Annotated in this window: 18 protein-coding genes and 1 pseudogene; 16 read left to right on the top strand and 3 right to left on the bottom strand. The window is 36.0% G+C overall.

The window, feature by feature from the left end:
- Positions 1-37: 37 nt before the first annotated feature.
- Positions 38-316: a hypothetical protein gene (locus tag JO40_RS13505; protein WP_245609025.1), complete on the bottom strand. Its 279-nt coding sequence runs from the start codon at positions 314-316 to the stop codon at positions 38-40.
- A gap of 37 nt (positions 317-353) precedes the next feature.
- Here JO40_RS13505 and JO40_RS05355 point away from each other — a divergent pair, with 37 nt between their 5' ends.
- The 3 genes from JO40_RS05355 to JO40_RS13875 all read left to right on the top strand — a co-directional run bounded on the left by JO40_RS05355 (position 354) and on the right by JO40_RS13875 (position 1,292).
- Positions 354-587, top strand: a complete 234-nt coding sequence (locus JO40_RS05355; RefSeq protein ID WP_044978442.1) for a hypothetical protein — start codon at positions 354-356, stop codon at positions 585-587.
- Positions 588-659: 72 nt separating this feature from the next.
- Complete coding sequence (gene aac(6') / locus JO40_RS05350; RefSeq protein ID WP_044978441.1) at positions 660-1,094, top strand: aminoglycoside 6'-N-acetyltransferase; 435 nt, start codon at positions 660-662, stop codon at positions 1,092-1,094.
- Positions 1,095-1,148: 54 nt separating this feature from the next.
- On the top strand, positions 1,149-1,292 hold the full coding sequence (locus JO40_RS13875) for a hypothetical protein (protein ID WP_158506572.1): 144 nt from the start codon (positions 1,149-1,151) through the stop codon (positions 1,290-1,292).
- A gap of 32 nt (positions 1,293-1,324) precedes the next feature.
- Here the strand turns inward: JO40_RS13875 and JO40_RS05345 are convergent, their stop codons facing one another.
- On the bottom strand, positions 1,325-1,960 hold the full coding sequence (locus JO40_RS05345) for a TetR/AcrR family transcriptional regulator (protein ID WP_044978440.1): 636 nt from the start codon (positions 1,958-1,960) through the stop codon (positions 1,325-1,327).
- Between the two features lie 148 nt (positions 1,961-2,108).
- On the opposite strand from JO40_RS05345, the gene JO40_RS05340 reads away from it, so the two are divergent.
- The 3 genes from JO40_RS05340 (at position 2,109) to JO40_RS05330 (ending at position 4,126) form a co-directional block, all read left to right on the top strand.
- Positions 2,109-2,636, top strand: coding sequence for a flavodoxin (locus JO40_RS05340; protein ID WP_044978439.1), 528 nt, complete (start codon positions 2,109-2,111; stop codon positions 2,634-2,636).
- A gap of 43 nt (positions 2,637-2,679) precedes the next feature.
- Positions 2,680-3,384 carry a DUF4405 domain-containing protein gene (locus tag JO40_RS05335; RefSeq protein WP_245609024.1) on the top strand — a complete coding sequence of 235 codons (705 nt, stop codon included), beginning with the start codon at positions 2,680-2,682 and terminating at the stop codon, positions 3,382-3,384.
- A gap of 115 nt (positions 3,385-3,499) precedes the next feature.
- Positions 3,500-4,126 (top strand): HD domain-containing protein, encoded by a 627-nt coding sequence (locus tag JO40_RS05330; protein ID WP_044978437.1) that lies wholly within the window; start codon positions 3,500-3,502, stop codon positions 4,124-4,126.
- Between the two features lie 54 nt (positions 4,127-4,180).
- Here the strand turns inward: JO40_RS05330 and JO40_RS05325 are convergent, their stop codons facing one another.
- Positions 4,181-4,846, bottom strand: coding sequence for a CPBP family intramembrane glutamic endopeptidase (locus JO40_RS05325; RefSeq protein WP_044979718.1), 666 nt, complete (start codon positions 4,844-4,846; stop codon positions 4,181-4,183).
- 261 nt (positions 4,847-5,107) lie between these two features.
- Between JO40_RS05325 and JO40_RS05320 the strand changes: the two genes are divergently transcribed.
- The 10 genes and pseudogenes from JO40_RS05320 (at position 5,108) to JO40_RS05280 (ending at position 13,651) form a co-directional block, all read left to right on the top strand.
- A complete protein-coding gene (locus JO40_RS05320) occupies positions 5,108-6,943 on the top strand; it encodes an ABC transporter ATP-binding protein (protein WP_044978436.1) in 1,836 nt (611 codons plus the stop codon).
- A pseudogene (locus tag JO40_RS15180) lies at positions 6,940-8,752 on the top strand (ABC transporter ATP-binding protein). The gene JO40_RS05320 and the pseudogene JO40_RS15180 overlap by 4 nt, the downstream one beginning before the upstream one ends.
- A complete protein-coding gene (locus tag JO40_RS05310; protein ID WP_044978435.1) occupies positions 8,749-9,342 on the top strand; it encodes an L-2-amino-thiazoline-4-carboxylic acid hydrolase in 594 nt (197 codons plus the stop codon). The pseudogene JO40_RS15180 and the gene JO40_RS05310 overlap by 4 nt, the downstream one beginning before the upstream one ends.
- 266 nt (positions 9,343-9,608) lie before the next feature.
- The gene (locus JO40_RS05305; protein WP_044978434.1) at positions 9,609-10,481 is read left to right on the top strand and encodes a HEPN domain-containing protein; all 873 of its coding nucleotides are present in this window, start codon (positions 9,609-9,611) and stop codon (positions 10,479-10,481) included.
- A 156-nt stretch (positions 10,482-10,637) separates the two neighbouring features.
- Complete coding sequence (locus tag JO40_RS05300; RefSeq protein WP_044978433.1) at positions 10,638-11,252, top strand: HAD family hydrolase; 615 nt, start codon at positions 10,638-10,640, stop codon at positions 11,250-11,252.
- A 340-nt stretch (positions 11,253-11,592) separates the two neighbouring features.
- Positions 11,593-11,847, top strand: a complete 255-nt coding sequence (locus JO40_RS05295) for a DUF6364 family protein (protein WP_044978432.1) — start codon at positions 11,593-11,595, stop codon at positions 11,845-11,847.
- A complete protein-coding gene (locus JO40_RS05290) occupies positions 11,844-12,257 on the top strand; it encodes a PIN domain-containing protein (RefSeq protein ID WP_044978431.1) in 414 nt (137 codons plus the stop codon). Before JO40_RS05295 ends, JO40_RS05290 begins: the two co-directional genes overlap by 4 nt.
- Before the next feature lie 261 nt (positions 12,258-12,518).
- On the top strand, positions 12,519-12,794 hold the full coding sequence (locus JO40_RS13105; RefSeq protein ID WP_002666393.1) for a BrnT family toxin: 276 nt from the start codon (positions 12,519-12,521) through the stop codon (positions 12,792-12,794).
- Complete coding sequence (locus JO40_RS05285; RefSeq protein ID WP_044978430.1) at positions 12,739-13,029, top strand: BrnA antitoxin family protein; 291 nt, start codon at positions 12,739-12,741, stop codon at positions 13,027-13,029. Before JO40_RS13105 ends, JO40_RS05285 begins: the two co-directional genes overlap by 56 nt.
- 67 nt (positions 13,030-13,096) lie before the next feature.
- The gene (locus tag JO40_RS05280; RefSeq protein WP_044978429.1) at positions 13,097-13,651 is read left to right on the top strand and encodes a GNAT family N-acetyltransferase; all 555 of its coding nucleotides are present in this window, start codon (positions 13,097-13,099) and stop codon (positions 13,649-13,651) included.
- Positions 13,652-13,660: the final 9 nt, after the last annotated feature.

Here is a 13,660-nt window from a genome sequence, read left to right as displayed (position 1 = left end):
AAAGACTATCTCACACTCCGCACGGGATGATTTATTTTTAAGCTTTTTCACCATTCATTTTACGATTAAAAGAGATAATAGCAAGCGTGAAAATAATGGCTGTATATCCTATTACGACAATCAAATGAGGAAGCATATGACTGAAATTACCGCTTAAACTTATCCGTATTGCTTCAGTACTATGATAGAACGGCAACAGTCTTATTGTTTTGAAAGCGCCGCCTATCAAATCAATCGGAATAAAAACGCCGGACAGCCAACCTGCAATATTGGTTAATAATGCACCGCAAACACCGCCGACCGCTTTCTCATTCAAAAGGCTGCCGAACATTGCCAAGCCCGGTAAAGAACTGATGAGTCAAGATGCGATTACAGTTATGGATGGAGGAAAATGTATCTTTCAGCTTCGAGGTGTTCGCCCTTTTATATCGGATAAATTCGACATCACAAAACATAAGAATTACAAACTATTGGAGGACTATGACAAGAGAAATTTCTTTGATATTCAGAAGTATCTTGTCACAAGAGAAAAAGCAAAATTAAGAAAAAATACAGAGGTTACAAGAATGAATATTCAAATTGATTAAATTACAAAATATGGGAAATATGATATAATGGGGTGGACAAGAAACTGACAAATTAGAATCTGGAGATAGAATATGATACGAAAAGCGGGAAAACAGGATTTAGAAATATTGGCCAATTTAGCTGCATTATTATGGGATGGCCATTCTCACACCGAGTTGATTGCTGAATTTTCAGAAACTATTTCGAGAGGGAAAGCCCAATTCTTTTTGAAATATGAGGAGGATATTCCTGTCGGCTTTGCACAGTGCCGGTTACGATATGACTATGTGGAAGGAACAAAATATAGTCCAGTTGGTTACTTAGAGGGAATTTTTATAAAAGAGAGTTATCGCAATATGGGATATGCGAAAGAACTTTTGGCTGAGTGTGAAGTATGGGCAAAATGTAACGGCTGCAAAGAGTTTGCTAGTGATTGCGAAATCGATAATATAGTTAGTTTTCGCTTTCATAAAGCCCTGAATTTCAAGGAAGTAAATCGAATTATTTGTTTTACTAAGATATTGTAAAACCTAGGTTTGTGGAGATTGGTAAATTAGAAGTTGAAAGGAGAATGAATAAATATGGATAAGGAAGAATGGTTATTGAATCTAAAGGACAATGAATATCCACTAACGACAATTAATCAAGATAAGGGTATTAGCAAAAAATTTCCGGACTTAATTAAAGCTGAACTCAATAACCGGAAATTAGAAAAAAGTGTTTGATAAAACACTCTATCGGGTACTGTTCAGGGATATCATTTATATTCTATGCGCATTTTCACAAACTTTTTCATATCTTGATAAAAATCCATAGGAAGCGGAGTAATATTGATTTGTTTTAACGCTTCCTGCACGAGTGGATTTTTGTAGCAGCAGACGGCATTTGATGAAGCGTAAAACAAAACATCGAGCTGGATTTTATAAGCGGCTTCCTGCGTAACGTCAAGCATTTCTGAAAGCCTTTCACTTAAAGCCTTTGTAAAATCATAGTATTGCTTTTTAAAAGCTGCCAGACGCTCGACCGTAACATTCGTTTCTATCACAGGATTCAAATATGAAACATACCTCATATAATCCTGATTTGCGTTCAAAATTCCAGCCCAGATTTCTGCAATGACTTCGACAGAAAAATTATTACCGTCGGGAAAAGCTGAAAGAAGTGAGCCGTAATAGGCAGACATTTTATCTGCAGCAATTTTCAGAATAATTTCTTCTTTTGTGGTAACATATTTATAAAGGTTCGCACGGGACCAGCCTAGTTTTTCTGCAATCATAGTAAGCGTAATTACTGCATAAGGTACGTTTTCAAAGAGTTCTGCCGTTGCCTGCTTGATTTGAGAAAAACGTTCTTCTTTGTGTTCGCCGCTTCTAGCGCGGATATAATCAGCCATAGCAATTATATTACAACTAATCTTTTATTTATGCAATAAGTAACTTTTTGTTAATTATTTTACTATTAGGTATTGACAAATAACGCTTTATCACTTATATTGTTTTTAGTAACGAAGTGTTACTAAAACTTATTGAGGAGACCTTATCATGAAAAAACTAATTCTTACACTTTTACTTGGAGGATCTATTATGGCAGGACTTTCAGCAAAAACGGCGGTTGTATATTTCAGTGCAACAGGAACGACGGAAAAAATGGCAAAATCCATAGCCTCAGAAATGAAAGCAGATATTTTTGAAATCCAACCGGTTCACAAATACACCAATGCGGATTTGAACTGGCACGATAAAAAATCGCTTACGACGATTGAGTGCAATGACCCAAAATGCCGGCCTGAAATCGCAAACAAAATCGATATTTCCGCCTATGACACGGTAATTTTGTGCTATCCAATCTGGTGGGCGTATGCGCCTAAAATAATGTACACCTTTGTAGAAAGCCAGAACTGGAATGGCAAAAAACTCATTACACTCTGCACAAGCGGCGGAAGCGGACTTGGAAGAAGCGGAGCGGATTTAGCTAAGTTTGCAAAAGGAGCGGATTTTAAGGGCGGAAAAGATTTTACCCGCGCCAGCGGCGCTGAAATCAAAAAATATTCCGAAAGCCTTTTAAAATAAGGAATAAGTATGAAAAAAACGCTTTATTCTATTGTGATACTTTTTGGCTGAACAAAAACGGACTGCAAAGAAAATGACGATCAACAAACTAAGAATGCCGCTTGACATCGTAATGACGCTTCTTTCCATTATATTAATGGGAGGAGCGTATTTATTTCCGGCTGATATTGTACATGAAATAATAGGGGCTGCTCTGTTTGTACTGTGGGCAGTTCATATTACACTGAACAGAAAATGGTACGGTTCAATGTTTCATGGAAAATACAACAGCCTCCGTATTATGCAAACAATAATAAACTGCGGGATTTTTGTTTGTGTTATCTTTTTAATGATAAGCGGAATAATTCTTTCAAATCATATTTTTACATTCTTAGGAATTGAAATCGGTCTTGGGTTTGCACGGATTGTACATCTTTTGGCAAGTCACTGGTATTTTATGTTTATGTCGTTTCATATCGGACTTCACGCTGGGATGATTGCGAAAAAGATTGCCGGGTCAAGCCGGACAATGACAAATGCGGGACGGGCAAAGATACTCGTATGCAGAATCATGCTAGCCCTCCTTTGCATTTACGGCTTACACGCCTTTATCACTCGCGGAGTATGGCGGTATTTAATCTTGCAACAACAATTCTTTTTCCTCAACCTTGAAAAAGGATATATTCTGTTTTTTGTTGATTATTTTGCAATTTTGTCTTTGCTTGCTGCAATAACACATTTTATAGGAAAAATTATAAAGAAAAAATAATGTATTGAAGAAGTTTGACAAGAAGTTTTATTACTTGAAGAAACCGGTTTTTTAATATAATATAGATAGACTTAATTTAAGCCGCATACCTCCGGTGAAGAAATAGGAGAAAAAAATGGATTCAAAAAGAATAGGAGCATTTTTAATTGATTTTAATCAAAATGATAAATTAGTTAATCAACTCAATTTTATTATAGAAATAGATAAGGTTAAACATATTTTCCGGCAATCAAAATTATTTAATTCCGAAAGATTTGAAAATGATGCCGAACACTCTTGGACAATTTCAATAATGTGTATTTTGTTAAAAGAATATGCCGATTTTGAAGTTAATATTGAAAAAGTTATTTCAATGCTATTAATCCATGATATTGTTGAAATAGATGCAGGAGATACTTTTTTATATTCTTCACAAAGAGATGAATCTTATAATAATGAAAAAAAAGCTGCGGATAGAATCTTCGGTTTATTGGAACCGGATCAAAAAAAATATTTTTTAAGCTTATGGGAAGAATTTGAAGAAAGAAAAACAAATGAAGCAAAATTTGCTTCCGTATTTGATAGATTGGAACCGATAATTCAAAATTATATGTCTGAAGGTTACTCTTGGAAAAAAAATAATATAACATATGATATGGTAATAAATAAAAATATGCATATTAAAGACGGCTCTGAAGAAATATGGAATTTTGTTCTGCTCTTATTGGAAAAAGCCGTTGAAAAAGGATATTTAATCAAATAACAGAAAATTTATAATTATAGTTTTAGCGGTAGTCTGTACTTTTCAGTTCTTCCATTATTTGTTATATATGGGTAAAACTATCACACTGTACGCAATTAAATTGTATCCCATATGAGCAAGTATGCAAGAAAATATTGAGCCTGTATGAAAATAAAGTAAGCCTAAAATCACACCACAAATAAATGAAGGAACTATTTGGGCTATATTGAAATGGAGCATAGCAAAGAGTGCTGCAGATATAAGTAAGGCAACAATTTTTCCATAATTTATTGATAGCCCCTCAAGCAGAAATCCTCTCATTAAGATTTCTTCAAGAATAGGTGCAAGTATGCAAAAATCAACTAAACCGATAATTGGTGAAGTTCTTATTGATTGAATGATTTGTTGATAATTTTCTCTGCTTGATGGAAAAAAACTTTCAAATATGGGATCTAATCCTTTATCTAAAAGGAAATAGAACAATATGGAACAGCCTACAGCTAATATTAATCCTTGAAAAGAAATATTCGTAAATAAATTAGGTCTGAAATTTGTTCTTTTCATTAGTAAAATAAGGAATATAGTCATACACAAAATAACAGTAATTATGTTCAAAACTCTGCTATGTTCAGGGGCTATCTTTCTCCATATCGAAACATCAAGAATAGTATACAAGATCATAAAGCCAAACCAAACAAGTACCCACAAAATGCCTTTTCCTATAGATATCCCATTGTGCATAAAATATGTTCCCTCCATATAACTTACCCTAAATATTCTTTTCTTTTTATACCATAAATTCTCAATAATATCCACAGGAATTACCCTATTTTTCACTATTTGCCGGCATTATATCATCCTAAATTCATTTTTTTCTACTATATATTGATAATAATACTCGGTAAATTATTAAAAAAAATAGCATTGCTATCTTGACAGTTAAAAAATAATTATGTATACTAAATAAAATAGCACTGCTATTTTATTTAGTAGGAGAAAATAATGAAAGACGCTGAACAGGCGGAGCAAAAAAGTTCTTTGAAGTATTTACTCGCTCTTGCAAAACCGTGCAAGGGTCTTCTGGCAAGCTCCGTGATTTTTGCGGTTTTTGGGGCAGCGGCGGGGATTGTGCCGTACCTTGCCGTTTCCGGTCTTATCATCCGGATATGCGCACGGAATTATACCCTCCAAGCGGTTCCTTTAACTGCGCTTATCGCGCTTGCAGGCTATCTGGGGCAGCTGTGTTTATCCACGCTTTCCACGATACGGTCTCACCGCGCCGCATTTACGGTGCTCAAAAACATCCGTATGCAGCTGACGGCAAAGCTTTCACGCGTTCCGATGGGTTTTATATTGGACACGCCATCCGGTAAGTTCAAAACTATGCTGGTCGATACGGTAGAAAAGCTGGAGCTGCCGCTCGCTCATATCATACCGGAGCTGACGGCAAACTTGCTGATTCCGTTGTTGATGCTGCTCTACTTCTTTTATCTGGATTGGCGACTAGCCCTTATTGCGTTTGCAACCTTTCCGCTCGGTCTCCTCTGCTATATGGGAATGATGAAGGACTATGAAAAACGGTATACAAAAGTGCTCACCGCGGGAAAAAATATGGATGCTGCTACGGTTGAATACATAGGCGGAATTGAAGTGATAAAAGCTTTTAACCAAAGCACTGCATCGTATCGGAAATATACCGAGGCGATAACGGAAAATGAAAATGCTAAAGCGGAATGGTTTAAAAAGACCAATCCCTACTACGCTGCCGGAATGGCGATTGCGCCTTCAAGTTTGCTGGGCGTGTTACCGCTCGGTACGTGGTTCTTTATACAGGGCAGCATATCCGCCGGGAATTTTATCTCCTGTATCATCTTGTCGCTGGGGCTTATCGCACCGCTCATTCAGGCACTGCGTTATACGGACAGTCTTGCAATGGTGGATTCTACGGTCAAAGAAATTGCCGCGCTTTTGGAAGCGGAAGAAATGAACCGTCCCAAAAATCCGATACCGTTTACGGGAAACACCATTGAGTTTTCACATGTGTCGTTTTCATATAGCTCAGCGGATAATAACGGTGCGGATCGCAGCACTACGAATAACGATACGGAAGTGCTGCATGACCTCTGCTTTCAAACAGTGCCGAATGGGATGACCGCATTTGTCGGTCCGTCCGGTTCGGGGAAATCGACCGTTGCCCGCTTAATCGCATCGTTCTGGGAAGCAAGCGCAGGTTCGGTTATGATCGGCGGCTGCGATGTACGGAAGATGCCTCTTTCGCAAGCGATGGAACAGGTTGGGTATGTTTCGCAGGATAACTATTTGTTTCACTTATCTATTCGGGAAAATATCCGGCTGGGTAAACCGGACGCTGCGGATGCCGAAATAGAACAGGCTGCACGAAAGGCAAGCTGCCACGATTTTATCAGCTCACTGCCTCAAGGCTATGATACGGTTGCGGGAGACGGAGGCAATAATCTTTCGGGCGGAGAGCGGCAGCGCATTGCAATCGCACGGGCTATACTGAAAGACAGCCCCATCATTGTGTTGGATGAAGCAACAGCGTTTACCGATCCTGAAAACGAAGCGGTTATTCAGCGTTCCATCGGGGAACTCGTAGCGGGCAAAACCCTCATCGTGATTGCGCATCGACTTTCGACTATCACGGCGGCGGATAAAATTATCGTTATGAATCACGGAAAGATCGAAGCGGAAGGTTGTCATCAATTGCTTTTGGAATCCTGCGAATTGTACCACTCCTTGTGGAATGCGCACATCAGCGTAAGCGACAAAAAGGAGAACGGTTTAACTTCAACCGCTGCTTTAGGAGAAATTGTATGATTAATATGTTTAAACGATTGTTGAATTTTTCAGGTACGGAAAAAAGAAGGCTGATACTCTCTTTTATTTTTCATCTCTGCAATTCATTTTTTGAAATGATCCCGATTATGGCAATTCTCACGGTGCTTGCAGGAATAGTGTCATCGTTTTCGGGAAATACGATGCCGTATAAAACCATTTGGGTGTCGCTTGCAATTATGTTGATCAGCGTCGTTGGGAAAATAATTTTTATCAATATATCTTCGATAAATAGAACCGTGGGGAGTTTCGCCATGTGCAGCGAGTGGCGGATGAACTTCGGTGAAAAATTAAAGCGTGCGCCGATGGGATATTTCAGCGAACATCGATTAGGAGATATTACCGCAGCGGTTACCACTACGCTCGGCGATCTTGAAACAAGCGCAGTAACGGTGCTTGAATCGGTAGCGGGCGGATTTATCCACGCCTTTGTTATCAACGTATGGCTTTTAACGTATGAATGGAGAATAGGGCTGCTGATGCTGGCGGGGCTTTGTATCTCATTCTTCATTTATGCAAAAACGCAACAAGCAGGGAAACATTATTCTCCCCGCAGGCAGGCAGCGCAGGCTCAGCTCGTAACCGGTATTCTGGAATATATTCAAGGGATGGCCGTGGTAAAAGCGTTTGGACTTGGAGAGCGTGCCGGTAAAACAGTGGATACTGCAATTACTGAAAGCGCTGCGGCGAATATCATTTTGGAAAAAGTTTTTTCGGAATTAGCTGCTGCCTTTCAAACCGTGTTCAAGGTGATCAGAGCCGCGATATTGATTGCCGCTCCGTATCTTTTACTGTACGGAGAAATAACGCCGGAAAAATGTTTGTTGCTTGCGGTTGCGAGTTTTACGATTTATGCAACCGTGGAACTTGCCGGAAGTACGGCGGCTGTTGCGCGGGTTGTAGAGGCATCGCTTGACCGGTTGGAAGAAATTTCCGATATGCCGCTTTTGGATGAACACGGCACGGGTCATATTCCAAACAATTATGATATTACGGTTCGGAACATCTCATTCTCGTATGATAAAGATGCTTACGATGCAAATACTACGAATAAAAATACTGCATATAAAAATGAAACAAAAGAAACGATACGGAATGTAAGTTTTACGGTACCGCAAAAAACGAGCTGCGCGATTGTCGGTCCGTCCGGTTCGGGTAAGACAACGCTGTGTAATTTAATCGCTCGCTTTTGGGATGTTGATCAGGGTGAGATTTTACTCGGCGGTATCAATGTTAAAGATTATACCTGCGACAGCCTTTTGAAAAATTTTTCTATTGTGTTTCAGCAGGTATATCTGTTTGAAGATACGATAGAAAACAATATCCGTTTCGGTAAGCCGGATGCAACGATGGACGAAGTGATTGCCGCAGCAAAAAAAAGCATGTTGTCACGAGTTTATTTCTGCGCTGCCGGACGGGTACCAAACGCACATCGGCGAAAGCGGCGCAACCTTGTCGGGGGGAGAAAAGCAGCGTATCTCCATCGCGCGGGCAATTCTCAAGGATGCACCTGTTGTCATTTTGGACGAAGCGACCGCCAGCGTCGATCCCGAAAATGAATATGAACTGCAAAAAGCAATTGAAGAACTCACGAAAAATAAAACGCTGATAATGATCGCACACCGCTTGAATACGGTACGCAAGGCGGATCAAATTGTCGTGCTTGATGAAGGCCGCATTGTACAGTGCGGCACCCATACCGAACTGATGCAGCAGAAAGGCTTGTACCGGCGCTTTGTCGGCATTCGCGAAGAAGCAATCGCATGGAAGATTAATCGGAGAGAACTATGAAATATAAAAAATTCTATTCAGGGAAATTAGCACCTCATATATTAGAGCATATCGACGCAGCGCATAAAGAAAAAATGCAGTTTCTTATTCAAGAACTCGATCGGGGCGCATGGACAAAAAAACAAAAGCAGCGTCAAAAGGCCAGTATCATATCCAACATAGCGCTCTATCAAACTTTTATCGACAACGGGATTCCTGCGCAAGAGGCAAAAGAATTGGTAAAAGAATATTCCTTTTATCTTGCCGGAAAATTCCACCGTATATTGGAATCGCTCTTTCACATTCCCGGCTTTTTTGGACTGTTCCGCTTTTTTATGCGAACAGGAATGACCGGCGAAGAAATTTGGATAAGTAAAACTTTAGCCGACAATTCCAGCGAGTATTCTACGGATGTTTTAAAATGTCTTTGGTGTGATACCTGCACCCATTTTAACTGTCCTGAAATCTGTGAAATATTTTGCTTGTGCGATCACATCGTATTCGGAAATATAAAAAAAATGAAATTCAAAAGAAGCGAAACATTAGGAATGGGCGGAACAAAATGCGACTTCTGTTTTCATTCTAAGACAAAATCAGTGAAGAGGTTTTAAACTCATGGCCTAAACCGCGGCGGTCTAGGCATTCAAAGCCCTATAGACAGGATGTGATTTTTCTTTGTTCCGTTTAGTGAGGATAGGCCTAATCTGCCAGCTGTTTATTTATCCTATTCATATTATCATAGAAAGATGTGATTTTTTGTTTTACAGCAGTTTAGATTGCAAATTATTGGTTTTTATGCTATAGTAAGGAAGGGGCGAAAGGGTGTTATGTGTACCACACACTGTTCTAATAAAAGTTAAGCAGGAGAAAAAATTAAATGTTTAGTTGTGAATTTAATATTTTTTCAACAAAAAGTATTATATTAAGATTTAATTGTTGTAAATGCAAAGAACCTATAGAGGAAATTTTAGAAAATATTCCAACTCCAAACTTAATGGCAGAAAAAGATACTCATTCTGCAACTTTGGAGTTAGATACTACTTATATTGAATGTCCAAATTGTCATAAAGAATATTCAATTAATTTAAGTGCAAGTATTTGTGGTGGAGAATTATATAGTGATGATTTGGATGAAAGTACAGAAGTAGAAATCGAAGATTGTGAGAATGAATATTTTGAAGATTATTCAGAAATTGTTGAAAGTAACTCAAAATATTTTGATACTTTTTGTAATCAGATGGAATCAAATAAGAAACTCTTTGAAAATGATATTTTGAAACCAGAATTAATAGAAACATTAAATAAACTTTTGTTTGTAAATCTTATAACCTGCTTAGAAACCTATCTTTCGGATGCCATTATAAATTCTATTTTTAATAATGAACAGTACTTAAAACGTTTTGTTGAAAATTTCAAAGATTATCACAAACTTTCATTTAACCTAAATGATATATATAAAGAAATGGATAAATTACAAAAGAGAGTAAAAGATGATTTATTTGAGCTAATGTATCATAATTTACCAAAGATAAGTAATATTTATAAAATAATATTTGATATAGATATTCCTAATAATATGGGTGAAATTATGCAGAGAATTAAAATTAGACATGATTTGGTTCATAGGAATGGAAAAGATAAAAATAATAAAGAGATAAATATTTCAAAACCACAATTAGTAGAAACATATGATTTAATTTATAATTTTATTAAAGAAATAGATAATAAATTAAATGAAAGGATCACATAACACCCGCTTCAACCTGACATTGCGGACAAGCCGCAAATGCAGGTTAAGCGGCAGTTATATGGACTGCTCCCTGAGCTGCGAAGCTGCCGTCCGTTATGGCGACATACCTTTGAAGTGAAACATAGAGATAGCTATTTTATAGGAGCTTAGATAAAAATGTATAAAAATATTGAATGGTTATTTTTTGATATAGGATCAACTCTTATAAATGAAGAAAAGGTTTATAAGGAAAGGTTTGAAACTATAGCAAAATCTTCAGGATATAAATATGAATATATATATGATAAAATTCTTAATTATTATAAGAATAATAAGAAAGGGGACTTGGAAGTTGCAAAAGAATTTTGTGTAAAATTACCTAAATGGAATTTTAGACTTGAAGAATTATATCCGGAAACAAAAAAAGTCCTAGAAGAACTTAGTAAAAAATATAATATTGGAATAATAGCAAATCAAGATTTTGGAAGTTCTGAAAGATTAGAAAAATTTGGAATTTTAAAATATATAAAATTAGTTGTAGCGTCCGCAGAAGAAGGAATTGCAAAACCAGATAAAAGAATTTTTAATATTGCTTTGGAAAGAAGTAAATGTAAAGCAGAAAAATCCTATATGATAGGTGATCGGATTGATAATGATATTGTCCCGGCAAAAGAAATTGGAATGAAAACAATATGGATAAAACAAGGATATGGACAATATTGGAAAATGAATATAGAAGAAAAACCTAATACAATAATCTATAATCTAGTAGAGCTTTTAAAAAAGTTTTAAGATAATAACGGTCTAACACCCGATTCGATGCTGACATTTGTCTTGTCACGAAAGTTGCCTGCTGTGATTTAATATCGCCTGCTGAAATACTACGGTTTCTTAAGTACGGAGTTCAAGCAAACTAGAAGCATCGCAGATTAGATAACCGCTATTTGCGTACTAATTCAGTATTTTCTAAAATTACTTTTTTATTCGACTGCTGAATTTTAATAATATGTTTTATAAAGAATATGAATTAATTTTTTTTACTAAGATAAACAGATGTCCTTTTTGATTATAAAGTATACACTTATGGACTTATACGTATTTATATACTATAATTATACGTGCGAGGTGATATATGTTGGCAAAGCTTACATTGACTATAGAGCAATCTGTAATAGAACAAGCAAAGGAATATGCTCAAAAAAAGAATAGGAGTGTTTCTCGAATTGTAGAAGAGTATCTGAAAAATATCGTAACCAATCATGAAATAGGTACTTCTTTTTCTAAAATGAAATCACCGATAACCAATAGTATTTCGGGAATGTTTCATGACAATGGAAAATCTTATAAAGATATGCTCAGTGAAGCATTGCAGGATAAATATTTATGATAAAAAAAGTTTTTATTGATACCGATATTATCCTTGATGTTGCATTAGCTCGAGAACCATTTTTTTCTGCTAGTAAAATCATATTAGCAATGGCAGAAAATAATATTATTATCGGGAATATTTCATCGAATTGTATCGCCAATATTTATTATATATTGAGAAAATCAGGGGGGAATAGTAAGGCACGAAAATTTATAGTAAATATAGTTAAGTATATAACTGTAATAACAATCGATCACCAGAATGTATTAAACGCACTAAAATCAAAATTTTCTGATTTTGAGGATGCATTACAATATTTCTCAGCTGTAGAGAATCAATGCGAATATATAATAATCAGAAATATTGAAGACTACAAAAATGCAGAAATAAAAGTCCTGTTGCCGGAAGAATTTATCGGAATGTTCTAATACGGATAAAAAGATTTCTAACACCCGCTTCAACCTGACATTGCGGGCAAGCCGCAAATACAGGTTAAACGCCCGTTAGATTGACAAGCTAATCGCTTGCGGAAAAGTTTGTGCAGAACCGACCTATAATGTTTTCTTTGATTGAAAAATATTGTTATAAAGTCAAGTATTATAAAACAGTAGTATAACTATATAAAATATTATTTTCTAAAATAAAAATATATGTATTGAAAATATTGCAAAAAGTATGTATAATATACTATTACATTTGAATGGGATAAGAATAAAAATGAAATAAATATAAGAAAACATAATGTTTCATTTGAAGAAGCTCAGGAAGCTTTTTTTGATAAAAATAGAGTTATATTATATGATGAAAGACATTCGGATAAAGAGAAAAGATATTTTTGTCTTGGTAAAGTTGAAGATAAAATATTGACGGTACGTTTTACCTTGCGTAATGAGAATATTAGGATAATAGGTGCCGGATATTGGAGAGAAGGAAAAAGAAAATATGAAGAAGAAAACAGAATATAGTGATGCTCCTAAACAAGTAGCTGAGTCAATATCATTATCGGAAAGGATAGATGATTTTTTACCACCTCCTGACAGATTAATAAGAAAATCTGAAAAAGTAAAAATTACGATAACGCTTGATGGTGAAAGCGTTGCATTTTTTAAAGCTTCAGCAAAGAAAAATAATGTAAAATACCAAACAATGATAAATGAAATATTAAGCAAGTACGCAGAAAGATATAGGTACACAATTTGATAATTATAAAATCTAACAATCGCTTTAACGCTGAAAATATTTATTTAAAATGTATGCGAGGAATAATATGAGTTATTTTATGGAGAGTGAGAGAATAAGACTTCGCCCGGTCCAAAAAGATGATCTTAAAAAATTGGCTGAGTTAATGTCAGATAGAGAAATAGGAGTATTAAGCGGAGAAGTATATCCAATAACTGAAAGAGAAATGGATAACTTTTATGATCGATGTCAAAAAACAGATGACAGGATCTGGTTTGTAATTATTGATAAGGAAACAAATTCAATAATTGGAGAAACAGGTTTTTTAAGAATTTTTATGCCATGGAGAACGGCAGATTATTCGCTAATGATTTGGAACAGAAATTATTGGGATAAAGGTTATGGAAAAGAAACCGCAAACTTAATGCTTGAATATGGTTTTAATAGCTTAAATTTCCATAGAATAGCAATTGGAGTTGTGGAATGTAACGAAAGAGGATTAAGGTTCTGGAAAAGTATAGGATTCAAAGAAGAGGGTAAACAAAAGGATGGATTCTTCAATAATGGCGAATATTCGGATTTTATAATGATGTATTTGCTAGATGAAGAGTACAGAGTTAATCAAAACAATAATAAAATCTAACATCCGCCT

Origin of the sequence: Treponema putidum (genome assembly GCF_000755145.1) — a bacterium.
In the GTDB taxonomy this organism is placed as follows: domain Bacteria; phylum Spirochaetota; class Spirochaetia; order Treponematales; family Treponemataceae; genus Treponema_B; species Treponema_B putidum.
The sequence above is the reverse complement of the archived record's forward strand: the minus strand, read 5'-3'. Positions and strand labels throughout refer to the sequence as shown.

What these genes read in the sequence shown, in the direction of transcription:
- JO40_RS05355 (WP_044978442.1), top strand. Translation starts at nt 354, where the DNA reads ATGAGTCAAGATGCGATTACAGTTATGGATGGAGGAAAATGTATCTTT.
- JO40_RS13875 (WP_158506572.1), top strand. Translation starts at nt 1,149, where the DNA reads ATGGATAAGGAAGAATGGTTATTGAATCTAAAGGACAATGAATATCCA.
- JO40_RS05345 (WP_044978440.1), bottom strand. Translation starts at nt 1,960, where the DNA reads ATGGCTGATTATATCCGCGCTAGAAGCGGCGAACACAAAGAAGAACGT.
- JO40_RS05340 (WP_044978439.1), top strand. Translation starts at nt 2,109, where the DNA reads ATGAAAAAACTAATTCTTACACTTTTACTTGGAGGATCTATTATGGCA.
- JO40_RS05330 (WP_044978437.1), top strand. Translation starts at nt 3,500, where the DNA reads ATGGATTCAAAAAGAATAGGAGCATTTTTAATTGATTTTAATCAAAAT.
- JO40_RS05325 (WP_044979718.1), bottom strand. Translation starts at nt 4,846, where the DNA reads ATGCACAATGGGATATCTATAGGAAAAGGCATTTTGTGGGTACTTGTT.
- JO40_RS05320 (WP_044978436.1), top strand. Translation starts at nt 5,108, where the DNA reads ATGAAAGACGCTGAACAGGCGGAGCAAAAAAGTTCTTTGAAGTATTTA.
- JO40_RS05310 (WP_044978435.1), top strand. Translation starts at nt 8,749, where the DNA reads ATGAAATATAAAAAATTCTATTCAGGGAAATTAGCACCTCATATATTA.
- JO40_RS05305 (WP_044978434.1), top strand. Translation starts at nt 9,609, where the DNA reads ATGTTTAGTTGTGAATTTAATATTTTTTCAACAAAAAGTATTATATTA.
- JO40_RS05300 (WP_044978433.1), top strand. Translation starts at nt 10,638, where the DNA reads ATGTATAAAAATATTGAATGGTTATTTTTTGATATAGGATCAACTCTT.
- JO40_RS05295 (WP_044978432.1), top strand. Translation starts at nt 11,593, where the DNA reads ATGTTGGCAAAGCTTACATTGACTATAGAGCAATCTGTAATAGAACAA.
- JO40_RS05290 (WP_044978431.1), top strand. Translation starts at nt 11,844, where the DNA reads ATGATAAAAAAAGTTTTTATTGATACCGATATTATCCTTGATGTTGCA.
- JO40_RS05280 (WP_044978429.1), top strand. Translation starts at nt 13,097, where the DNA reads ATGAGTTATTTTATGGAGAGTGAGAGAATAAGACTTCGCCCGGTCCAA.